The sequence below is a fragment of the Paludibaculum fermentans genome, assembly GCF_015277775.1.
Classification (GTDB): Bacteria; Acidobacteriota; Terriglobia; order Bryobacterales; family Bryobacteraceae; genus Paludibaculum; species Paludibaculum fermentans.
This window is the reverse complement of sequence record NZ_CP063849.1, coordinates 6,750,695-6,772,253: the sequence shown is the minus strand read 5'-3', so window position 1 is coordinate 6,772,253 and position 21,559 is coordinate 6,750,695. Positions and strand designations below refer to the sequence as shown.

Genomic DNA, 21,559 nt, shown 5'->3' with positions numbered 1-21,559 from the left:
GCCGCTTACCGGCTGTAGATCTCCACCCACTGCCCACGCTTCTGCCAACTGGCCGCCAGGTGCAGGCCCAGCTTCCGCTCAATCTCGTCGGGTTCGATGGGTAGCTGATAGCCCAGGTAGCGGCGTCCGAACCAGCGCGTTGCGCGGTTAATGGGCAGGATGTTCCGCGGTGGATCCCAGCTCCGCGAATAGCGGACCAGGATCCCGGCGCTGTCTTTCTCCACCTTGGCCAGGCAAGTGGCACTGAAATCCGGCAGCCTCATCACCCGTACGGGCTTCTCGACAAAGCCGAATTGCGGATCCTTCAACACCACCGAGAGCGGCCAGGCCGTCGCGACCACCTGCCCCTTGGCGTTCTGTTCCAGGTATGCCGCCGTCATCCGCTGCATGTCCGAGAAATCCGACATCGCCAGGCTGTTCTCGATCGAGTCGGACCAGAAGGGCGGAGCGAACCAGAGACAGGCCAGGAACCCGCATAGCATCGCCACAGGCAACGCCATCCTCCATTTCGAGGCATAGCTGTAGAAGCCCACCACGGCCGCGGTGTAGAACACCGGCAGCACCGGCACCAGGTCGCGGTCCAACACGGGCGCCGCCACACAAAGCGAAAGGAAATAGACGCCCGCCACTCCGCCGGCGAACTTCCAGCGTGTCCGGTTCAAGCGCCCCGATCGCAGCCCCATGAGCAGGCCGATCGTCCCCAGAAAGTGAAAATTAGCCAAAAACAGCGAGCTAAAGCGACGTGCCGTCATCACAACGAAGTCCGCCGGACGAGGCGGGATCACATGGCCCCACCCAATCGCGGGCAGGCTGGAAAAGAGCACCCACAGCAGCGCCAGTCCGAAGAGGCCGGCCACCACCCTCCGCCCGGTCAGATAGAACCATAAGCCGTAGGCCATGCAGAGCGCGGCCGGGATAGGGGTCTGGGCCAGCACCGATTGGCTGAAGTACAGGGGCGACAAGGCCGTCAGGGCCGCCACCATGATCGCCGGAGCCCCCTGCAGGGATCCGCACAGCTCAATCGACAGCAGGAATATGCCGAGCATGGCCACCGCCGAAAGCAGCAGCATCCCGCACCGCGTGGACACCTCTGAAGCCCCAAACAGTTTCCAAACCCCAGCCAGATAAAGAGAAACGGCTGGAGTCGGAAAGGCCCCCGGGTGACCCATCGCCTGGGCCGCGGGCACGGTCGAGCCCACCTCGTCCCAGAAGTAGGGCATGGTCACCAGCGTGGCGTGGATCCCAAACTGCGCAATCAGGAAGATGAGGAAGAAGTAGACGTAGGTTGTCGGCCGCGCCCGCTGTGGCATGAACGTCTACTGGATCACGCTCGCATCGCCCTGCGGTTCCAAGCGAATCTCGCCAAAGGTCGATTCATACTGCTGGACGTTGGTAGCGAGCACATTCAGCAGTGCCTTCGCCTGCTGCGGACTCAGGTAGACACCCTGGAAGTTCTGGATCGTGACTGCTTCCGGGGTCTGCTGCCGCACCGTGCCGAACATCAGGAAAAAGTCCCACAGGCTGGCGCGCAATTGCACGCTATTGGCATAACCTTCCCGGTAGTCGGCAGCGGATTCCAGCTTGAGCGCAGGCGGATTCTGATTGGGGAGCATAGGCCCTCATCCTAACAAATTGGACGCACGGCGGCCGCGCACACAATCGAAGATGTGGGATCAGAAACGAATGAAGGGGAAGCCCCGAAGGGCTTTGCAGGAAAGGGAATGGCGGGGACGACGGGGCTCGAACCCGCGACCTCCGACGTGACAGGCCGGCGTTCTAACCAACTGAACTACGTCCCCGCTCTTGCGGACAATTCTGAATATAACATGCCGCCCGCCTCCTGCCAAATCCGGCCGGTGATTTTCGGCATCCTCCGCCCCATTGCGCCGCATCCTACAGAGCGATATGGCCGATCTCAAAGAAGGCTCCAAAGCCCCCGACTTCACCCTTCTCACCGACGCAGGCGAGAAGCTCAAGCTCAGCTCCCTGGCGGGCAAGAACGTAGTCCTCTACTTCTACCCCAAGGCCGACACCCCCGGCTGCACCAAGGAGGCCTGCAGCTTCCGCGATGAACTGCCCCGCGTTGAGACGAACAACGCCGTCATCCTGGGCGCTTCGCCCGATCCGGTGGCCGCCGTCGCGAAATTCAAGAATAAGTACGGCCTCAACTTCACGCTGCTTGCCGACGAAGACCACGCCGTCGCCGAGAAGTACGGAGTCTGGGTCGAAAAGACCAACTACGGCAAGACCTACATGGGTGTCGAGCGCTCCACTTTCATCCTCGACAAGGAAGGCCGCATCGCCAGGATCTTCCGCAAGGTGAAAGTGGACGGCCATACCGAAGAGGTCCTGGCCGCCCTGGCTGCTCTCTAATCCTGCTGGATCAGTTCTCTTTCAGCTCCACGATGGTGGCCCCTGTGCCACCTTCGCTGGGGCTCGCCGGATAATACTTCTCCACATTGGGATGCGCTTTGCAGAGATCCTGCACGCCTTTGCGCAGAATCCCCATCCCGTGGCCGTGGACCACCCTCACCCTCAACACACCGGCCAGATAAGCGGAATCCAGGAACCGGTCCACCTCTTCCAGCGCCTCCTCGGCATGCTTGCCGATGATGTTCACTTCGCGAGATAGGGTGTCCCACCGCGGCCCCGTCGTCAGGCTGACACCCTTCGGCAGCATCTTGCTCTGCGGCGCGTCGCCCTTCAGCACTTCAGTGACTTCGGTGATGGGCACCTGCATCTTGAGGAAGCCGACGTCCACTTCCAACAGCCCGTTGTTCAAGACCTTACGGACCCGCGCCGGACCGCTGACATCGCGCAGCCGCACGCGCGCCCCTTCCACAATCTCTTCCTTGGGCGCCTGCTTCCTGGCCTTTTCCGGATGGGCGAGCGACTCCACCGACTCCTGGAACTCGCGTTTCGTCCGCGCCACCTGGCGCATGACCTTCTCCACCTGCTTGCGCTGCTCCGGAGCCGATAGCGCCGACTCGATCGCCTCGCGCGCCTGCTGCTCAAACCGCTTCTGTGCTTCTGCTGCCGTCTGCTCGAACTCCCGAAGGCGGGCGCGCTCGCGCTGCTCCATCTCCTTGGTCAGCTTCTGCTCGCGAGCTTCCAGGTCCGCTTTTTGCTTACGCAGTTCCTCGGCCTCAGCCGAGACTTCCCCGATCTTGGCTTCGAGCTGATTCAGGAAGGTCGCGATGTCCCGTTCCGTCGACGACATGGCCCGGTGGGCCCGTTCGATCAGCCGCGCCGGCAACCCGAGCCGCTTGGAAATGTCCAAGCCAGCCGATTTGCCCGGAGCTCCAATTCGCAGCACATAGGTCGGCTCCAGCGTCTCTTCGTTGAAGCCCATCGAGGCATTCACGACTCCCGGAGTATTCGACCCGTACACCTTCAAGGCCAGCAGGTGCGTCGACGCCAACGTAAACGCCCCATGCTGCCGAAACTCGTCCAGAATCGCCACGCCCAGTGCGCCGCCCTCCTCGGGGTCGGTCGCCCTGCCCAGTTCGTCCAGCAGCACCAGCGCGCCCGACGTAGCAGCCTCCACCATCTCCTTGATCCGCGCCACATGGGCGCTGAAGCTGGAGAGGCTCTGCTCGATGCTCTGGTTGTCGCCGATATCGGCCAGCACGTCGTCGTAGATGGGGAACTCAGCGTCTTCCGCCGGCACCGGCAACGCGCTCTGCGCCATCAAAGCCATCAGCCCGACGGTCTTCATGGCAACGGTCTTGCCGCCCGTGTTCGGACCGCTGATCAGCAGCGTTCGCCGCGAACTGTCCAGTTCCAGCGAAACCGGCACGACTTTCTTCTGCTGCCGCTTCAGCACATCCTGCAGCAGCGGATGCCGGGCGCTCTTCAACAGCAGCCTGGGGGCTTCATCCGGCGAGAATCGAGGGATCACGCAATCGAAGTCCTGGGCAAACCGCGCCTTGGCAAAGATCAGGTCCAACGCCGCCAGCGTCTCCGCCGCGCCCTGGATTTCAAACCGGTGCTCCCGCAGATGATCGGTCATCTCCCGCAGGATCCGGTAGACCTCACGCAGTTCTTCCTCGCCCATCCGCACGAGATCGTTGTTCAGGTCAATGGTTTCAATTGGTTCCAGGAACAGAGTCTGGCCGCTGCCGCTGGAGCCGTGCACGACGCCCGGCAGTTTCTTCTTCGCCCCGGGGATCACCGGCACCACAAAACGCTCGTTGCGGATCGTGACGAACTCTTCCTGCAGCAGCCCGTCCTCGCGATGCGACTTTAGAAACCGTTCCAACGAGTCCTGAATGTCGCCGCGCATCCGCTCCTTGTCGCGGCGGATCCTGCGCAAAGCGACGCTCGCATCGTCCGAGATGGAACCGTCCGGCAGGATCTTGCCGCTGATCTGCCGCAGCGCCGGCCGGAAATCGCCGATCTGCGCCGCGCGGCCCGCCAGCAGCGGGTAGAACTGCGACTGCGGAGCCAGCGCCAGCCGGACCTCGGTCGCGCGCTCCAGCACCATCACAATCGCGCTGATCTCCAGTGCGTCGAGAACGACACCTTCGATGCGCAGTTTGGCCGCGGCCGCCTCAACATCCGGCAGCCCTTCGAACCGCAAACGCGGCGCAGTGTCTCCGCCCCGGATCTTGGGCTTCGCGGCGTCCTTGAACCAGGCCATCGCCTCGGCAGCCTCGGCCAACCCGGTTTCCAGGGCGGCCCGGTCCATCGACGGCTCGACCCGCCCCAATTCGCGGCGCCCGGCTTCGCTGCCGACATAGCGCCCCACGAGTGAGCGCAACCGCTCGTATTCCAACAACTCCAGGCTCTCTGGATTCATCCCTTGATGCCCGCCAACATGAGGCGGCCTTTCTCGATCACCGGTGGAGTGCCCGGAGCCATCTTGACCGTATTCAACCGGTCCAGCGGCACCCACTTGGCCGCGGCCACGTCACTGGCCGCCCCCAGCGTGCCGCCGGTGCACTCGCACAGATAATCGACGATCACGTAATGAAACTCGGTTCGCCCTTCTACATCGGGCATGATGCGCTCAAAGATGGCCACGGCCACCACGGGCTTCACTTCCAGCCCGGTCTCTTCCATCACTTCCCGGCGCACGGCGCATTCCAGCCGTTCGCCGGTTTCCACCAGCCCGCCGGGCAGTGTCCACCAGCCCTTTAGCGGCTCTTTCCCGCGCTCAATCAAAAGAACTTTGTCATCTTTAAAGATCACTGCGCCTACACCCAACAAGGGGCGGGCCGGATAACGCCGGCTCTGCGCGGATTCCTGTTTCACTCGATTTGTGCCGATCCCTTCACATCCAGCCTCACCCTGTACAGAGTGGTGCGCGCCGTGACATAAAGCGTTTTTAGGTCCGCATCGCCAAAGGCGAGATTGGACGGATTTTCCGAGATCTCCAAGTTCCGCAGGAGCTTCCCCTCGGGCGAGTAGATCGCCACGCCCTTGCAGGCAATGTACAGATTGCCCTTCTCGTCGGTTCGGATACCACCGGGCACACCCTGTATGCCGGTAATGAGAACTCGCTCATTCGTGGCCACGCCCTGCCTGTCCAGGTCGTACGCCCGGACCACCCGTTCGTCGGCCCCAGTGACGTACAGGATGTGCCCGTTCGGCGACAGCGCGATGCCGTTGGGCCTCTTCGGCCAGCGGCCCACCACCGACAACTCTCCCTTCGGCGTGATGTGGAATACGCCGTAGAACGGCAACTCCTTGGCGTCGTCATCCTTGCCGAAAGCCGGGTCTGTGAAGAAGATGTGGCCGTCCTTGCGGACCGTCACATCGTTGGGCGCGTTCAGCCGTTTGCCTTCAAACTTCTCGGCCAGGATATCCACCTCGCCCTTTGCATTCGAGCGCACAACGCGGCGGCGTCCCTGTTCGCAGGTAATCAGGCGGCCTCGCTCGTCCAGCGCATTGCCGCTGGGCCCGCCCGCGTTTTCCCGCAGTAGCTCCATGCCCTTGGTGGGTGTATAGCGGTGGATCTTGTTGGTGGAGGTATCGCTGAAGATGACGTGCCCGTCTTTCGACCAGACCGGGCCTTCCAGGAAGCGGAAGCCGGACCCGGCGCGTTCCACTTTGTACTCCCCCAGTTCCTGGGCTCCGCACAAAGCAGCACATAGGGCCATGAAGGCGAGACACCGCACCATGCCTCCATTGTACGAACGGCGTGACGCCTTCGCGGAAATATCCTATTCCGGCGCCGGTTTTCAGACGATAGGATCGTAAAGTAGGCCAAAGAATGAACCGACTCGTCCTCTTCACACTCTGCTTCTCGTTGACTTCCCTCCAAGCCGCTGACGAACATCCTGCCGGGATGCCCGCCGATAAGGCGCTGGCGATGCTCGTCCAGGGCAATGATCGTTATGTCGCGCACCGCGAGACCCATCCCGATGCCACCCTGGAACGCCGCGCCGAACTGACCAAGGGCCAGCACCCCTACGCCATCGTCGTCGGCTGCGCCGATTCCCGCGTGCCTCCGGAGCTGGTTTTCGATGCCGGGTTGGGCGACCTTTTCGTGATTCGCGAAGCCGGCAATGTCGTCGACGACGTCGTGCTGGGCAGTGTCGAGTATGCCGTCGAGCATCTGGGCGTGAAGCTCGTGATGGTGTTGGGCCACGAAAAGTGCGGCGCGGTGACGGCCGCCGTCAACCACACGAAGGAAGCGCACATCTCCAGCATCGTGAAGGCGATACAGCCGTCCGTCCAGGCGTCAAAGAAGGAACCCGGCGACGCCGTCCACAACTGCGTCCTGGCCAATGCCAAGCGCGTGGCCGGCCAGATCCGCAACTCTCAGCCCCTGCTGGGTCATGCGGTCCATGAAGGCGGCCTCAAGGTGGTCGCCGCCGACTACGACCTCGCCACGGGCAAGGTCACCATCCTGGAATAGGCCTCAGCCAAACTCAAAACCGGCCAGGGCGTACACCCAATCCGGGCGCTCTGCGATGGGTGCGCCTTTGCGCATCCGCCACAGCTTCCGGAAAGGCTGGAAGCCCAATTCCCGCGCCAGCGCGGTCGCCTGGCTATTGTTTTCAGGGATATCCCACAGGGTGAGTCCGGAAACTCCGGCGCCCAGGATCCGCTCGCGCGCCTCGTCCTGGGTCTGGCAGACCACCGGCCCGACAAACGAAGCCACCCGGCCAGGCCGCGCGGGGCCCAATTCTTTCAGCAATTCCGAGCGGTCTGCCCCGAATGCGTGGCGATCCAGATCCCAGTCGATCGGGTAACTCCGCTTCGGACCCTCCGGCAGAGTACCCCTCCAGCGTTCGACCACATACTCCTCGACAAAACCCAACCGTTCATAGACCGGCCTGCCGAGATCGGTGGCGTCCAGCTTCACCGTGGGTACGGTGAGTGAATCCAGGCACTGCCGCATCAACTGCGACGCGAACCCACGGCCGCGGTACTCCGGCAGCGTCAGCACCATCCCGATCCACGCCAATGACTTACCGTAGGCGATCGCCATCGCCGAGGCCACCGCCCGGCCGTCTTCCTCAACGCAGAAACAGCGCTCGGGCGTGAGGCGCAGCAGTCGGGCCCAATCCTCTTCGGTCTGGTTCCAGTTGGCGGAAATCGACAATGCCAGGGCATCTCTCAGGTCGCCCGCCCGAAGCTGTCTCAGTTGAGCCACTCTAAAAGCTATAGCGCAAAATGAGCTGGAGGTTGGAGTTGCGGCGGTATTGCCCGAGAAAATCGGTGGTATCCCCACGCAGCAGGGTGAAGTTCGCCGTGGCCCGCAGGTGACTCCCCATCGCCTGCGTATACTCGACCTTCGAGTACATCCCCGCCCCGTTCTGCCGCAGGGCCCCTTCAAACGAAACCGTACGGTTCGCGTCGAGGTTGTAGCTGGCCCTGCCCAGGAAAGTCTTGGCCAAGCCCCTGTCCGGCGCAAAGTCGAACTGGACTCGCTTATTCGTCACGGCTTCGCCGGCGTAGCCTCCGACGAACGTCCACTCTCCGGTTTGCCGTTCCAGTTGAACCACATACAGGGCGTACTCGTCGGCCGTGCGCGTCTTTGAGGTGAAGTATGCCGCCTCGCTCTTCAACGTAAACCAGGGCAGCGGCATGGCGAAGTCTCCGCCGTACATCCTCATCTGGGCGAAGTAGCGCTTGACGCTCACGCCCAGCCCGGCCTGTAAGTCGAGTAACGGCAGATGGTTGTAGCCATCGAACAGGCTGAGGGAATACTCGAAACCGCGCGCGCCGTGGCTCCAGCGGGCGCCAGCCTGGCCTCGTCCTGGAAAGTCCGCGCCGAGATTCCGGATGGGTATGTTTTGAATCTGCTCCGGCAAGGGGACCCAGCGCTGCCCGAACAGCGGTCCGCGGCTGGGCGTAAATACAGGCTGATAAACGACATCGAAGGTGTTGGACCCGCGCTCGTAGGTGATGCGGGCGGCGGTGACGCCCAGGAAGTCCGAGTTGATCACGTTCAGGAAGTCCTTGGGCGCGAAGCGGTCCGTCGGATTCAACAGGTCAGCCTTGCCCCACCGGATGAACTGCCGTCCGCCTTCGAAGGTCAGCCCGCCCTTGTTCAACAGAACGCTCAGCCGGCGGACTCCGAAGGCCGGCCGCTGCTGGCCACGATCCGCCCAATCGAGACGCCACGAACGCTCGAACTGGCGGTGGGAATCGAAGCGCAGGTCGAGTCCGCCGTTGATCTGGATCCACGGCCGCGGCTTCCAGGACGGCTCCCAACGCAGCAGTTCCTCACTCACCAGCCGGCCGCTATCCCCTTGCGTCGTTTGTGGATAGAGATAGTTGCGGGTCTCGAAAAAGCCCCTCTGGGTGAAGCTCTGCCCGGACAGGCAGGCGCAGCAGAGCAGCAGGGCCGGCAGGCGCACGTTACTGCTCCCGGCGCAGCGCCTGCAGCGTGAAGCTCTCCGCGGCCAGGCTGAGGTTGTACTGCAGCTTTTCGAGCTTCAGCGTCGTCTTGCTATCCCTCTGCAGGTCATGTACTTCCACGTTGCGGGCGGTCCAGATGTTCTGGACTTTCTCGATCTCGGCATAGCGGATGCGGCGGATCAGTTTGTCGTTGGAATAGCACTCGATCTGCGTCGCGACGTAGTTATCCTTGCGAATCCAGATGAGGAGGCGGGTGTACTGAGATTTCGCCTCGGGCTTGGGCGTGCCTTCGATCTTCCAGGCGCCGTTCTCCTCGCCCAGGGTCTTGTAGCTGGAGCGGTCGACATCGCGCTCCTCCAGGTCCTCGAACGAGAAGTCGGTCCCAAAGAAGCGGGTCCGGCGGTCCTGCAGGGCGATGCGGCGTTCGCGCGCGACAGCGGGCGTCCACATCCATTGGTCGGAGGCGCGATCCGGGTGATTGTGGATGAGCAGCGCCACGCCCTTGACCTCCGCCGGCGCGGTAAAGCGAAGGACGGCCTTGGACTCTCCGGCTGAGCCGAGCCGTTCATAGATCCAGCGCTTGGTGGAGACCTTGCGCTTGGCGTCGTTCACTTCGAGCGTGCCTTCGTACCGTTGCGAGTCGGCGTGCGACCGCTTCTGGGATTCGGCCACGATGGCGCGGCCGTCCTGGGCGGCCAGTGGTAGGGCTAAAAGAAAGATCAGGCAGTACTTATTCATATTCCAGGGCCTCTACCAGGGAGCCGCGCACCGCCGCTTCGGCCGGGCCTGCGCCGCTGAGCAAAGCCGCCCCCAGCATCACGGGGATCAGCGTCAGGGCGATCTCGAACGGGTAGCGGTAGTTCAGGCGCATGCCCGCAATGTCGCGGCGGGTCACCTCGAGGATGTAGTACAGATTCACCGCGCCCAGCGCATAGCCGATCAGCAACCCGAGCGTCCCAATGGCCAGCGCCTCCATCCAGATGGTGTGCCGCACCTGGCTCCGTAAGCCACCCACGGCCTGGAGGACGCCCAATTCCCGTTTGCGATCGGCGATCGACACCGTCAGGGTGTTCACGATGCCGAGGATCGCCACCAGCACGGCGACGAAGATCTGGACGTAGGTCAGCCCGAACCACTGGTCGGTAATCTTCAGAATGAACGCCCGGATCTCGCCGTTGGTGAGGACGAAGAAGCGCGTGCGCTCGCCAAAGCGGCGCAGCAGCTCCTGCCGGACGGCCTGCTGGGTATAGCCGCGCTTGAGGTAGACGCGAAAAACGTTAATGGTGTCGTCTTTCCAGTACTTTACGAAGACCCGGCGATCCATCAGGATGGTGCCCTGCTGGTCGCTGTAGTCGACCACGACGCCCAAGACGGGCATGTCCAGTTGGCCGGAGGGCGTCATGATGTGGAGCGTATCGCCCTGGTGAACATTCCGCAGGAGGGCGAAGTTGTCACTGATGACCACGCCCTGGCCGCGCTCAACGCTCTGGTACATGGTCTTGGGATCACCTTCGAGTACCTGCATTTTCACACGCTTGGCGAGCCGGTGAACCTCGGCCGCCACCAGCATGACGGGCGTACCTTCATGGACGATGCGCGCCGTCCGCACGGCCTGGATCTCGTCGATGCCCTCGACGGCGCGGATCTCCTCACCCAGGGCGGACGGGAAGCGGAAGCTGCGCTGGGTGATGCCCTGCGAACTACTGACAAAGAGGTCAGGGTTCAAGGCGGCATCCGCCCAATTCAAGATGGTTTCGTAGCTGGCCTTCGAGACGCCGCCCAACCCGATCACCAGGGCGACCGAGAGGGAAAGAGCGGCCACTGTCCCCGACGTCCGGCGCGGAGACTGCAGGATGCTGTCGGCGGCGAGGGCGCCTTCCACGGGCCGTAGGAACTTCATCACGGGCCGCAGCAGCGAAGCGAGCCAACTGCAGAGAGCCGGGGTGAGCAGCAGCGCCGCCAGGACGCTGAGCAGATAGCCCGAGTAGAGGAACAAAGGCTGCTGGCTGAAGAAGATAGAGACGACGGCCAGGGCCAGGCAGGAGAGGGCCGACCAGAGCCGCATGCGGTTCTCCCCCTCGGTGATCACCTGGACACGCCCCTTCTGGAGGGCCTTCACGGGATCGACGGCCGCGGCGTTGCGGGCCGGGATCCAGCCGGCAATCAAGCTGGTGGCAACGCCCAGGAACAGGGCGGTGGCGAGCAGGCGCGGATCGGCGGAAATCTCCTCGGCACGCTGTGCGACTCCATAGACTTCGCCCATGAAATCACTGATATAGCGAGCCATGCCGCGGGCGATGAGCAACCCGAAGCCGAGGCCCACCAGCGAGCCCAGCAGCCCGGCGATGCCGCTTTCCAGCAGGAACAGGCGCTTCACCTGACCTTGGGTGGCGCCGAGGGCGCGCAGGATCCCGATCTCGCTGCGCCGCTGGGTGACAGCGATCGAGAACGTGTTGTAGATCAGGAACAGGCCGATGAACAGGGCGAACAGGCTGCTGATGTTGGCGCTGACCGAGTAGATTTTGGCCATCGCCTCGAACTGCTGGCCGCGCGAATTGGGAGGGTCCACTTGGAGTCCCGGTCCGAGCGCCGCTTGGAGCGTCTTGCGGACCTGGCCCACTTGCTGCCCCTCGGCGACGGAGAGATCGATGCGGTCGAACGTGCGGCCGCGGCCGAAGACCATCTGGGCGGCATAAATATCCATAATGGCCAGATTGCCGCCATAGGCCGCAGCGAGCCCATCGCCCTGCATGACGCCGCGGATGGTGAACTGCTTGGGTCCCTCCATGGTGCGCATGGTGAGGTGGTCGTTCAGCTTTAAGCCGTTGCGCTGGCAGAACTTCTCGCTGACGATGACCGAGTCCGGCTGGGCCAGAAAGACGAGCGGGTCGTCAATGATGGCCTCGTCGGCTTTCTCCAGTTCGTAGTCGCGCAGGTTGCGGTCGCCGGTCATGTCGACGCCGAGCACCAGGAGGTTGCCTTCCCCTTTGAGTCCGGTTTGCACCGTGGCTTCGATCACGGGCGCGGCGACACCGACGCCGGGGTGGGCCTGGACGCGTTCCAGCACTTCTTCCGGGAAGCCGGTTTCCCCTGCGGTCACCTGGAGTTGGGTGGTGCCGGCGATCTTGTCGACGGTGCGGTTGAAGGCAAACAGGACGCTCTGGTTCGCGGTGTGCATGCCGACGAAGACGGCGACGCCCAGAACGATGCCGGCCGTGGTGAGGGCGCAGCGCAGCAGGTGCTTGCGGACATACGGCCAGGTGATCAAGCGCAGCAGCATGAGTGGGTTACCGCCGGGAGACGTCGTCGACGACCAGGCCATCGCGAAGGGTGACGGTGCGCGGGCAGCTCTCGGCCACGGCACGGTCGTGGGTCACCATGAGGACCGTGGCGCCCAGGCGTTCGTGCAAGTCGCGGACGAGGGCCAGGATCTCACCGCCGGTATGCGTATCGAGGTTGCCCGTGGGTTCGTCGGCGAGCAGGATGGGCGGGTAGACAGAGAGGGCGCGGGCGATGGCCACACGTTGCCGTTCGCCGCCGGAAAGTTCGTCGGGCAGGTGATCCTTGCGTTGGGTGAGGCCGACCAGGTCGAGCAGTTCCGACGCCCGCTCCTTGATCTGCTTGCGATTCCAGCCGCGCAGGTGCAGCGGCAGTGAGACGTTCTCCAGGCAGCTCAAGGACGGTAACAGGTTGAAAAACTGGAAGATGAACCCGATCTTGTCGCGCCGGACGCGGGTGAGCTCGTCGTCGGCCACACCGGCCAGGACTTGGCCGTCCAGGGCGATCTGCCCGGAGCTGGGCTGGTCGAGGGTGCCGATCAGGTTCAGCAGGGTGGACTTGCCGGAGCCGGACGGTCCGACCAGCGAGACCATTTCTCCCTTACGGATGTGGAGATTGACGCCGGCCAAAGCACGGACCTTGCGCTTGCCGTCGAACTCCTTGGTGACATTGGTGAGAAGGATCACGCGGACGATTCCTAATGAGTAGGATGCCACGCGCGGGGCGGACGCGTTGGAAATACAGGCCGGACTAGCGGGCGAGGGCCGTGATGCCCTTCCACAGCAGTTGTTGTCCCAGGATGATCATGATGGCGGAGAGGGCGAGGCGCAGCGCGCGAGCCGGGATTCTGGTGCCGAGCCAGGCTCCGCAAAGAGCTCCGAAGACGCCGCCGGAGGAGAGGACCAGCAGGAGGTGTTGATTGACGTTGCCGGAGATGAACTGGATGCCACCGCCCAGGGCGGCGATGGAGAGGCCAAAGACCAGATCCGTGCCCACGATGCGAGCCGGCGTCAGGCGCGTAAACTGCAGTAGAGAAAGGCTGGTCAGGGCGCCGGCGCCGGCCGAGGAGAAGCCGACTTCCAAGCCGATGGGGAAGGCGGCCCAGGGCAGCGCACCGGGCTTGTCGACCCGGTCTTCGATCTCCGTCTTGCGAAATGCCTTGTAGAGGCTGAGCAGCGCCATCACGGCGATGATGAAGCCGATGACGGTGAGCACCACGGGCTGCAGGCTGGCGTGCTTGCTCATGCGCTGCAGCAGGATGGAGCCGATGAAGACGCCCGGCAAACCGCCGTACAGCAGCCGGCGCAGGTTGGGCCAGTCGACGTGGCCGCGCGACCAGTAGACCAGCGCCGCAGCCGACTTGGTAATCGTTACAAACAGAAGAGATGTGCCAACGGCTTCGGTCGTGGGCACACCCAGGACGAGCATGAGCAACGGAGCAGCCAAAGGCCCGCCGCCCATACCGGTAAGGCCCACTACCAGCGCGATACCGAAGCCCAGCAGCGCTTCCATCTCATGCTTCCTTGACGGTTACGGTGTGCAGACCACATTCCAACTTGCGGCCACCCCAGCGGCCGGCTCGGGCGTGTTCCCCGGGCTCGGGTTTGGCGGTGCAGGGCTCGCAGCCGATGCTGGTGTAGCCCTGATCATACAAGGAAAGTACTGGAATGTCGTTAGCCGCAAGGTAGGCAAAGACTTCGGCGTTGGTCCAGTCGTAGATGGGGCTTACTTTTTTGAGGGTCAGTCCCGTGGGGAAGCGATGCTGCTCTTCCGGCTGGAGGTTGGCCCGGGTGGGGCTCTGTTCGCGGCGCAGGCCCGTAAACCACACATCCACATCGGTTAAGCCGGCGATGAGCGGCTCCACTTTGCGCAGGTGGCAGCAGCGGGCCGGGTCGGTCTGGTTGAGAATGCCGAACTGCGATTCCTGGCCGGCGACGCTCTGTTTAGCCTCGAGGTTGACGAGGTTCAAGCCCCATTCCCCGGCCAGCCTGTCGCGATATTCGATCACTTCGGCGAAGTGGTAGCCGGTCTCCAGGAACATCACCGGCACGTTTGGGCTCTGCTGCCGCAGCAGGTGAAGTACGGCGACATCTTCCGCCTGAAAGCTGCAGGTGAAGCCGGGCCGGCCGCCCTGGCTGAGCGCATGTTCAATGACTGCCGTAGCTTGCGTCAACGGATCGCGCATGATCAGATGCCCTCTCCCAGTTCGAAATCCTCGTGGTCGAAGCTGAAGCCAAAGCGCTTCATGTGGGCCAGCAGGGCGCGGAGCTTGCGGCGCTCGGCCGGCGTGAAGGGTGCGTCGGAGAAGCTCTCCAGGGTTTCTTCCTCTTCGCGCACCTCGCCCTCGATCAGCCCGGAGGCGAGCGTGAGATTCGAGATGGTGTCGATGAGGATGAAGCCGCCGGTGGAGCGGTTTTCGCGGTAGGTGTCGTAAGGCAGCAGTTCCGCAGTTTCCACTTCCACCGGACCGATGCCGTTCAAAGCCAGCGCTTCCCCGTTCAGGCGGGCAGGCACCACGCGAGTGCCGTGCTGGAGCAAATAAGTCTTTTGTTTGTCGAGCGGCACCTCGCTCATCCAGACCAGGGTGGTGCGGAGGCGGCGGGCCACCTTGGGTGCCGTGGCAGGCGAGGCAAGCAGGTCGCCGCGGGCGATGTCGAGCTCGTCTTCCAGTTCCAGGGTGATCGACATAGGGGCAAATGCCTCAGTCAGATCGCCGTCGAAAGTGACGATGCGCTTGACCCGGCTGCTCTTGCCGCTGGGCAGGGCGACGATGGGGTCACCGACGCGGATCCAACCGCTGGCCAACTGGCCGGCATAGCCGCGGAAATCGAGGTGGGGCCGGATGACCATCTGTACGCTCATGCGGAAGGGCAGAGCGGCCGCCACATGGGGCGGATCGACCGTTTCGAGAAGCTCGAGCAGGCTGGGCCCCTTGTACCAGGAGGTGCGTTCGCTGCGAGTGACGACGTTGTCGCCATCGAGAGCGCTGAGCGGGATGAAGTCGGCGATCACGCCGTCCATGCCGGACAGCAGGTGGGTGGCGTGGGCGCGGATATCGTCGAAGACCTCATGGCTGAAGTCGACGAGGTCCATCTTGTTGACGGCAAAGACCAGATGGCGGACTCCGAGGAGCCAGGCGATGCGCGAATGGCGGCGCGACTGCTCCAGGACGCCTTTGCGGGCGTCGAGCAGGATGATGGCCAGGTCGCAGGTGGAGGCGCCGGTGGCCATGTTGCGCGTGTACTGCTCGTGGCCGGGCGTGTCGGCGACGATGAACTGGCGCTTGGGGGTAGAGAAGTAGCGGTAGGCGACGTCGATGGTGATGCCCTGCTCGCGCTCGGCGCGCAGGCCGTCGGTGAGCAGGGAGAGGTCCAGCCCGTGGCTGGCGCGGTTCACCTTGCTCTTGCTGATCTCTTCGAGGTTGTCTTCCCAAACCGTCTTCGTATCAAAGAGAAGGCGGCCGATGAGGGTGCTTTTGCCGTCATCCACGCTGCCGGCTGTGGAGATGCGCAGCAGCGGCTTTTCGTCGCGATTGCTGACCGTGAAGTGGGTGAGCGCAATGGTCCTGTTGTCGGTGAGCGCGGCCATTTAGAAGTAGCCCTCCCGCTTCTTGATTTCCATGGAGCCGTCCTGGTCGTGGTCGATCACACGGTTTTCGCGTTCGCTGCGGCGAAAGGCGGCGAGTTCGTCGATGATCTTGCCGATGGTGTCGGCTTCAGACCGGATGGCGCCGCTGCACGGTGTGCAGCCCAGGGAACGCATGCGGCAGGTGACCGTCTGGGGCTGCTCGCCGGGCAGCAGTTTGACGTTTGTTTCCAGGGGAATGACTGTCGGTCCGCGCAGGACTACCTGGCGCGGCTGGGCGAAGTAGAGCGGCACGATCGGGATGGCTTCCAGCTCGATGTAGCGCCAAATATCCATTTCCGTCCAGTTAGAGAGGGGAAAGACGCGAATGGATTCACCCGGATCCACCTTGCCATTGTAGAGATTCCACAGTTCCGGGCGCTGATTGCGGGGATCCCAGCGGCCTTCGCGGTCGCGGAAGCTGAACACGCGTTCCTTGGCGCGGGACTTTTCCTCGTCGCGGCGGGCGCCCCCGATGGCGGCATCGTAACCGCCTTCCTGGAGTCCCTCGACCAGGCCGCGGGTGCGCAGCAGGTGGCAGCACTTGGCGGTCCCCAGGTCGTAGGGATTGGCACCCTCCTGGATAGCCTTGTCATTGGTGTAGACGCGCAGGTCGGCCCCGATCTCCTTCGTAAAACGATCGCGGAACTCGATCATCTCCGGGTATTCGTAGGTCGTGTCTATGTGCAGGAGTGGGAATGGGATCTTCCCGGGAAAGAATGCTTTGCGAGCCAGATGGACCAGACAGGAGCTGTCCTTCCCAATGGAGTAAAGCAGGACCGGCTTGCGGAACTGCGACGCGGTTTCGCGCAGGATGTGGATGCTTTCGGCTTCCAATGCGCGGAGGTGCGATAGGACGGGAACTGTCATTCTGGGTACGCTATGTGGATAGCGTACCCTATCTGCATAATCTCTAGCAAGAATATCTAGATTGTTAAAAAGAAGAATGGCGAAGGGGTGATTACTTCTTCGCCGGTTTCTCGATGGACTTGAGGATCTTGTCGCGATCGCCGTCCGACCAGGCCTTTTCGAGTTCTTCGTCGGTGAGACCGGAAACCCGGCCGACGACGAGGAACGCAGGCAAGGCATGTGCGAGGTATTGCCAGTGGGCCATTTCCAGCAGGGAGGGCATGGCGCGGTCGCGGATGTTGGCGAGGACGGTCTCGTCGCGCTTCTCGGTGAAGAGCAGCAAGCCCTTGGCGGCCTCGAGGCGGTCGCCGAGCTCAATGGAATTGGCGAGTTCCACGAACCAGGTGGCCTGCACCTTCAGATTGGCGTTCGGACGAGCGAAGCTATAGAAAGCAAAGCCTCTAATAGTTCGCGCGGCATTGGCGCGGACGCCGCCGTCCGGATCCTGCATGGCGAGTTGGACATCGCCGATGACAGCGGCTTTGTCGGGCGCGTAGCCGATGACGTAGGCGGCGATGGCGCGGGCTTCGGAGTTGCGCGCGTTCTTTAGAATGTTGCGGAGGACCACCAGATGCTTCTCGGCGAGGTCGACGAACTTCGCCTGGGCGGCCTGACAGGCCGGGTTCTGCATGATGGAGTAGCCGTTGGAGAGGTCCTCCTTGAGATCGCCTTCGGCCGAGGCGCGTTCCAGGGCGGTGGTGAAGACGGCGTAAGCGCGGGTGACTTCGTCGGGCAGGGCTAAGTCCTGGTCGGGGAAGGACCGGTATTGGACGTTTCGCGCGCCGCGCTCCAGGATCCCGACATAGAGGATAGGTTTGCCCTGTTCGCAGCAGAAGGCTTCGACCTGGGCCTGTACGACTCCGTCGATGGACTCGAGAGTGTCCTCGATCTCCCCTTTCGGCTTGGTGAGGGGGTCACCGGGGGATAACCCGAGGGCCTTGCGAATCTTGTCCTGTGGAATTTTGCGCGTGCCGTAGATCTCGATCTGCCCGATCCGCGGCTGGGCCGGCAGAGCGAGCGTCCAGGCGGTCAAGGCCAGCACGACGGTCCGGAAATGAAGCATCAGTAAGTAAAGACAGATTCTGGAGCCCAGAAGTTTCGCAGGAATGTGAGAAAGGCCTGCAGTGGCGGGTGGGTGAAATGCAGCACGGACGAATGGGACGGCTGTAGAAACTTGGGACAGCTGGGTGATCTGCCCCACTATCATGATTCCTTATGCAAGGACCAACAAAAACAAGCCTAGCAGAATCAATATTTAGAGATCTCAGTCTCCGTTACTCCTATTGGCCCCCGGCATGCACTTGATCCACTGCGAGTTCACCAACCATGCCCAGAATCAAAGTTACCCTGGACGGGAACGAAGCGGCCGCGTACGTCGCGCACAAAACAAACGAAGTTATCGCCATTTATCCGATTACGCCCTCTTCGCCGATGGGCGAATGGTCGGATCAATGGTCATCGGAAGGCAAGCCCAACATTTGGGGCGCCGTCCCCACAGTTATTGAGATGCAGAGTGAAGGCGGCGCGTCGGGCGCGGTGCATGGCGCTCTGCAAGGTGGTGCTCTGACGACGACGTTTACCTCGTCGCAAGGCCTGCTGCTCATGATCCCGAACATGTACAAGATCGCGGGTGAGCTCACCTCGACGGTCATGCATGTTGCGGCGCGCAGCCTGGCAGCGCAGGGCCTCTCGATCTTTGGCGACCATCAGGACGTGATGAGCGTCCGCGCCACTGGTTGGGCCATGCTGGCGGCCAACTCGGTGCAGGAAGTAATGGACATGGCGTTGGTTGCCCAAGCGGCGACGCTGGAATCGCGCATCCCGTTCATCCACTTCTTTGACGGTTTCCGCACCTCGCACGAAGTGGCAAAGGTGGAGCAACTGACGGTCGACGACATGAAGGCGATGCTGCCGTCGAACCTGATCCAGGCCCACCGCGCGCGCGCTTTGTCGCCTGACCGGCCGGTCATCCGCGGCACGGCCCAGAATCCTGACGTCTACTTCCAGGCTCGCGAGACGGTGAATCCGTACTACGTGGCGACGCCGGCCATCGTGCAGAAGGCGATGGACCGCTTCGCCGAGGTGGTCGGCCGCAAGTACAAGCTGTTCGAATATGAAGGCGCACCGGACGCCGAGCGCGTTGTGATCCTGATGGGATCCGGCGCCGAGGCGGCCCACGAGACAGTGGAAGAACTGGTGAAGCGCGGCGAGAAGGTGGGCATCCTGAAGGTCCGGCTCTACCGGCCATTCTCGATGGAGCACTTCCTGGCAGCCCTGCCCGCGACGACGAAGTCGATCACGGTGCTCGACCGCACGAAGGAACCGGGCGGCCCTGGCGAGCCGCTGTATCTCGATGTCATCACTGCCCTGAGCGAGGCCCAGGCGGCCGGCACGCTGCCATTCGCAACGATGCCGAAGGTGATTGGCGGGCGCTACGGCCTGTCGTCGAAAGAGTTCACGCCGGCGATGGTCAAAGCGGCCTTCGACGAAGGCGGCAAGGCGAAGTCGATCAACCACTTCGTGCTGGGCATCAAGGACGACGTTTCGAACAATTCGCTGGAATACGACACTGAGTTCTCGACCGAAGACCCCAAGACGGTTCGGGCCCTGTTCTACGGACTGGGCGCCGACGGCACGGTGGGCGCGAACAAGAACAGCGTCAAGATCATCGGCGAAGACACGGACAACTACGCGCAGGGCTACTTCGTATACGACTCGAAGAAGTCGGGTTCAATCACGGTGTCGCACCTGCGGTTTGGGCCGCGGCCGATCCGCAGCACATACCTGATTTCGCGCGCCAACTTCATCGCCTGCCACCAGTTCTCGTTCCTTGAGCGGCTGGACATGCTGAAGTGGGCGGAGCCGGGCGCCACGTTCCTGCTGAACGCTCCGGTGGGGGCGTTGGAGATCTGGGGACTGCTGCCGCGTCCCGTCCAGAAGGACATCATTGAGAAGAAGATCAAGTTCTATGTGATTGATGCCTATGAAGTGGCGAAGGCCACGGGCATGGGATCGCGCATCAACACCGTGATGCAGACCTGCTTCTTCGCCATCAGCGGCGTGCTGCCGCGCGAAGAGGCGATTGCACAGATCAAGAAGGCGATCGTCAAGACCTACGGCAAGCGCGGCGAGTCGGTAGTCCAGAAGAACTTCGCGGCCGTCGACCAGTCGCTGGCCAACCTGCACCAGGTGGAAGTTCCGGCCGAGATCTCCAGCACGCAGATGCTGCGGCCTTCGGTGCCTTCGCAGGCGCCCGAGTTTGTCCGCGATGTGCTGGGCATGATGATTTCGGGCGATGGCGACAGCCTGCCGGTGTCGGCGATGCCGATTGACGGCACCTACCCCAGCGGCACGGCGCAGTGGGAAAAGCGCAACATCGCTCTCGAGATCCCGGTGTGGGACGAGAACCTCTGTATCCAGTGCGGCAAGTGCGTCCTGGTTTGCCCCCACGCCACGATCCGAGCCAAGATCTACGACAAATCGGCCCTGGAAGGCGCACCGTCGACCTTCAAGTCGGTTCCGGCACGCTGGAAAGACTACAAGGAGTCTGGTTATACGCTGCAGGTTGCTCCGGAAGACTGCACGGGTTGCGGCCTCTGCGTGGAAGCCTGCCCGGCGAAGTCGAAGACGGAAGTGAAGCACCGCGCCATCAACATGACGGCACAGCCCGCGCTGCGCGAGTCCGAGGCGGCGAGCTGGGACTTCTTCCTGGGCCTGCCCGAGTTCGATCGCACGAAGCTGAGCCAGGGCCAGGTGAAGGATCTGCAGATCTTCCAGCCCCTGTTCGAATTCTCGGGCGCCTGCTCAGGCTGCGGCGAGACGCCTTACGTCAAGCTGCTGACACAGTTGTTCGGCGACCGTACGATGATTGCGAACGCGACGGGCTGCTCGTCGATCTACGGCGGCAACCTGCCGACCACGCCTTACACGTTCAACAACGAGGGCCGCGGTCCGGCCTGGTCAAACTCGCTGTTCGAAGACAACGCCGAGTTTGGCCTGGGTATGCGGATGGCGGTGGACCAACAGGTCATCTACGCCAAGGAACTGGTGAACCGCTTCGCCGTGAAGCTGGGTGAGAACCTGGTGAAGGAGCTGCTGGAAGCCGATCAAGCGACGGAAGCCGGCATCTTCGCCCAGCGCGAACGCGTACTCGCCCTGAAAGGCCGGGTGCAGGAGCTGTTGAGCGCCGGTGCGAACGGCAGCGGCAACGCACTGCGCGACCTGCTGGGCGTGGCGGATGCGCTGGTCAAGAAGAGCGTCTGGATCCTGGGCGGCGACGGCTGGGCCTACGACATCGGCTACGGCGGACTGGATCACGTGCTGGCCTCCGGCAAGAACGTGAACATCCTGGTGCTGGACACGGAAGTCTACTCGAACACGGGCGGACAGTGCTCCAAGTCGACGCCGCGCGGCGCGGTGGCGAAGTTCGCAGCCGGCGGCAAGCCGTCGGGCAAGAAAGACCTGGCCATGATGGCGGTGGCTTACGGCAACTGCTATGTGGCGCGGGTGGCGATGGGCTCCAGCGACATGCAGACGGTGAAGGCCTTTATCGAGGCCGAGAAGTGGGATGGTCCGTCGATCATCATCGCCTACAGCCACTGCATTGCTCACGGCTATGACCTGAAGTTCGGCCTGGAACAGCAGAAACTGGCTGTGCAGACCGGTCACTGGCCCATGTTCCGGTACAACCCGGCGCTGGCGCTGGATGGCAAGAATCCGTTCGTCCTCGACTGCAAGGCTCCGTCCCTGCCGCTCGACAAGTACATCTACAACGAGACCCGCTACACGATGCTCGTCCATTCGAAGCCGGATGACGCCCGCCGTCTCCTGGCCGAGGCGCAGGCCGACGTCATGAACCGCTGGCGCATCTACGAACAGATGGCGGCCATGCCGGGCGCGGAGACCAAGACCACCGAAGGAGGGAAGTAAG

18 protein-coding genes and 1 tRNA gene are annotated in these 21,559 nt (G+C 62.9%); 3 read left to right on the top strand and 16 right to left on the bottom strand.

Annotated elements, in window-relative coordinates; genetic code table 11:
- Positions 1–5: 5 nt before the first annotated feature.
- From IRI77_RS26775 to IRI77_RS26765, 3 genes are all read right to left on the bottom strand, one after another.
- Positions 6–1,310: a hypothetical protein gene (locus IRI77_RS26775; protein WP_194448057.1), complete on the bottom strand. Its 1,305-nt coding sequence runs from the start codon at positions 1,308–1,310 to the stop codon at positions 6–8.
- A gap of 6 nt (positions 1,311–1,316) precedes the next feature.
- The gene (locus IRI77_RS26770) at positions 1,317–1,613 is read right to left on the bottom strand and encodes a DUF3467 domain-containing protein (protein WP_194448056.1); all 297 of its coding nucleotides are present in this window, start codon (positions 1,611–1,613) and stop codon (positions 1,317–1,319) included.
- A 109-nt stretch (positions 1,614–1,722) separates the two neighbouring features.
- Positions 1,723–1,799 (bottom strand) — tRNA-Asp (locus IRI77_RS26765).
- A gap of 106 nt (positions 1,800–1,905) precedes the next feature.
- Between IRI77_RS26765 and bcp the strand changes: the two genes are divergently transcribed.
- Positions 1,906–2,373, top strand: a complete 468-nt coding sequence (gene bcp / locus IRI77_RS26760) for a thioredoxin-dependent thiol peroxidase (RefSeq protein WP_194448055.1) — start codon at positions 1,906–1,908, stop codon at positions 2,371–2,373.
- Positions 2,374–2,383: 10 nt separating this feature from the next.
- Here the strand turns inward: bcp and IRI77_RS26755 are convergent, their stop codons facing one another.
- Genes IRI77_RS26755 through IRI77_RS26745 form a run of 3 tightly spaced genes read right to left on the bottom strand, consistent with a single transcriptional unit; the run spans position 2,384 to position 6,125 of the window.
- Positions 2,384–4,801 (bottom strand): endonuclease MutS2, encoded by a 2,418-nt coding sequence (locus IRI77_RS26755; RefSeq protein WP_194448054.1) that lies wholly within the window; start codon positions 4,799–4,801, stop codon positions 2,384–2,386.
- Positions 4,798–5,256 (bottom strand): NUDIX hydrolase, encoded by a 459-nt coding sequence (locus tag IRI77_RS26750; RefSeq protein ID WP_267239339.1) that lies wholly within the window; start codon positions 5,254–5,256, stop codon positions 4,798–4,800. Before IRI77_RS26750 ends, IRI77_RS26755 begins: the two co-directional genes overlap by 4 nt.
- Entirely contained in the window at positions 5,253–6,125 is an 873-nt protein-coding gene (locus IRI77_RS26745) for an SMP-30/gluconolactonase/LRE family protein (RefSeq protein ID WP_194448053.1), read from the bottom strand. The genes IRI77_RS26750 and IRI77_RS26745 overlap by 4 nt, the downstream gene beginning before the upstream one ends.
- Before the next feature lie 92 nt (positions 6,126–6,217).
- On the opposite strand from IRI77_RS26745, the gene IRI77_RS26740 reads away from it, so the two are divergent.
- A complete protein-coding gene (locus IRI77_RS26740; RefSeq protein ID WP_194448052.1) occupies positions 6,218–6,865 on the top strand; it encodes a carbonic anhydrase in 648 nt (215 codons plus the stop codon).
- A 3-nt stretch (positions 6,866–6,868) separates the two neighbouring features.
- Here the strand turns inward: IRI77_RS26740 and IRI77_RS26735 are convergent, their stop codons facing one another.
- From IRI77_RS26735 to IRI77_RS26690, 10 genes are all read right to left on the bottom strand, one after another.
- Entirely contained in the window at positions 6,869–7,606 is a 738-nt protein-coding gene (locus tag IRI77_RS26735) for a GNAT family N-acetyltransferase (protein ID WP_194448051.1), read from the bottom strand.
- A gap of 1 nt (position 7,607) precedes the next feature.
- Positions 7,608–8,816 (bottom strand): hypothetical protein, encoded by a 1,209-nt coding sequence (locus IRI77_RS26730; protein ID WP_194448050.1) that lies wholly within the window; start codon positions 8,814–8,816, stop codon positions 7,608–7,610.
- Position 8,817: 1 nt separating this feature from the next.
- The gene (locus IRI77_RS26725; protein WP_194448049.1) at positions 8,818–9,555 is read right to left on the bottom strand and encodes an outer membrane lipoprotein-sorting protein; all 738 of its coding nucleotides are present in this window, start codon (positions 9,553–9,555) and stop codon (positions 8,818–8,820) included.
- Complete coding sequence (locus IRI77_RS26720; protein ID WP_194448048.1) at positions 9,548–12,097, bottom strand: ABC transporter permease; 2,550 nt, start codon at positions 12,095–12,097, stop codon at positions 9,548–9,550. The genes IRI77_RS26725 and IRI77_RS26720 overlap by 8 nt, the downstream gene beginning before the upstream one ends.
- A gap of 7 nt (positions 12,098–12,104) precedes the next feature.
- Complete coding sequence (locus tag IRI77_RS26715) at positions 12,105–12,782, bottom strand: ABC transporter ATP-binding protein (RefSeq protein WP_194448047.1); 678 nt, start codon at positions 12,780–12,782, stop codon at positions 12,105–12,107.
- A gap of 64 nt (positions 12,783–12,846) precedes the next feature.
- Complete coding sequence (locus IRI77_RS26710; RefSeq protein ID WP_194448046.1) at positions 12,847–13,608, bottom strand: sulfite exporter TauE/SafE family protein; 762 nt, start codon at positions 13,606–13,608, stop codon at positions 12,847–12,849.
- A gap of 1 nt (position 13,609) precedes the next feature.
- The gene (locus IRI77_RS26705) at positions 13,610–14,281 is read right to left on the bottom strand and encodes a phosphoadenylyl-sulfate reductase (RefSeq protein WP_194448045.1); all 672 of its coding nucleotides are present in this window, start codon (positions 14,279–14,281) and stop codon (positions 13,610–13,612) included.
- Positions 14,282–14,283: 2 nt separating this feature from the next.
- Entirely contained in the window at positions 14,284–15,684 is a 1,401-nt protein-coding gene (locus tag IRI77_RS26700) for a sulfate adenylyltransferase subunit 1 (RefSeq protein WP_194448044.1), read from the bottom strand.
- Positions 15,685–16,590, bottom strand: a complete 906-nt coding sequence (gene cysD, locus IRI77_RS26695) for a sulfate adenylyltransferase subunit CysD (RefSeq protein WP_194448043.1) — start codon at positions 16,588–16,590, stop codon at positions 15,685–15,687.
- A gap of 91 nt (positions 16,591–16,681) precedes the next feature.
- Complete coding sequence (locus tag IRI77_RS26690; protein WP_194448042.1) at positions 16,682–17,692, bottom strand: POTRA domain-containing protein; 1,011 nt, start codon at positions 17,690–17,692, stop codon at positions 16,682–16,684.
- 263 nt (positions 17,693–17,955) lie between these two features.
- On the opposite strand from IRI77_RS26690, the gene nifJ reads away from it, so the two are divergent.
- Complete coding sequence (nifJ, locus tag IRI77_RS26685) at positions 17,956–21,558, top strand: pyruvate:ferredoxin (flavodoxin) oxidoreductase (protein ID WP_194448041.1); 3,603 nt, start codon at positions 17,956–17,958, stop codon at positions 21,556–21,558.
- Position 21,559 lies beyond the last annotated feature (1 nt).

What these genes read in the sequence shown, in the direction of transcription:
- IRI77_RS26775 (WP_194448057.1), bottom strand. Translation starts at nt 1,310, where the DNA reads ATGCCACAGCGGGCGCGGCCGACAACCTACGTCTACTTCTTCCTCATC.
- IRI77_RS26770 (WP_194448056.1), bottom strand. Translation starts at nt 1,613, where the DNA reads ATGCTCCCCAATCAGAATCCGCCTGCGCTCAAGCTGGAATCCGCTGCC.
- bcp (WP_194448055.1), top strand. Translation starts at nt 1,906, where the DNA reads ATGGCCGATCTCAAAGAAGGCTCCAAAGCCCCCGACTTCACCCTTCTC.
- IRI77_RS26755 (WP_194448054.1), bottom strand. Translation starts at nt 4,801, where the DNA reads ATGAATCCAGAGAGCCTGGAGTTGTTGGAATACGAGCGGTTGCGCTCA.
- IRI77_RS26745 (WP_194448053.1), bottom strand. Translation starts at nt 6,125, where the DNA reads ATGGTGCGGTGTCTCGCCTTCATGGCCCTATGTGCTGCTTTGTGCGGA.
- IRI77_RS26740 (WP_194448052.1), top strand. Translation starts at nt 6,218, where the DNA reads ATGAACCGACTCGTCCTCTTCACACTCTGCTTCTCGTTGACTTCCCTC.
- IRI77_RS26725 (WP_194448049.1), bottom strand. Translation starts at nt 9,555, where the DNA reads ATGAATAAGTACTGCCTGATCTTTCTTTTAGCCCTACCACTGGCCGCC.
- IRI77_RS26720 (WP_194448048.1), bottom strand. Translation starts at nt 12,097, where the DNA reads ATGCTGCTGCGCTTGATCACCTGGCCGTATGTCCGCAAGCACCTGCTG.
- IRI77_RS26710 (WP_194448046.1), bottom strand. Translation starts at nt 13,608, where the DNA reads ATGGAAGCGCTGCTGGGCTTCGGTATCGCGCTGGTAGTGGGCCTTACC.
- IRI77_RS26705 (WP_194448045.1), bottom strand. Translation starts at nt 14,281, where the DNA reads ATGCGCGATCCGTTGACGCAAGCTACGGCAGTCATTGAACATGCGCTC.
- IRI77_RS26700 (WP_194448044.1), bottom strand. Translation starts at nt 15,684, where the DNA reads ATGGCCGCGCTCACCGACAACAGGACCATTGCGCTCACCCACTTCACG.
- cysD (WP_194448043.1), bottom strand. Translation starts at nt 16,590, where the DNA reads ATGACAGTTCCCGTCCTATCGCACCTCCGCGCATTGGAAGCCGAAAGC.
- IRI77_RS26690 (WP_194448042.1), bottom strand. Translation starts at nt 17,692, where the DNA reads ATGCTTCATTTCCGGACCGTCGTGCTGGCCTTGACCGCCTGGACGCTC.
- nifJ (WP_194448041.1), top strand. Translation starts at nt 17,956, where the DNA reads ATGCCCAGAATCAAAGTTACCCTGGACGGGAACGAAGCGGCCGCGTAC.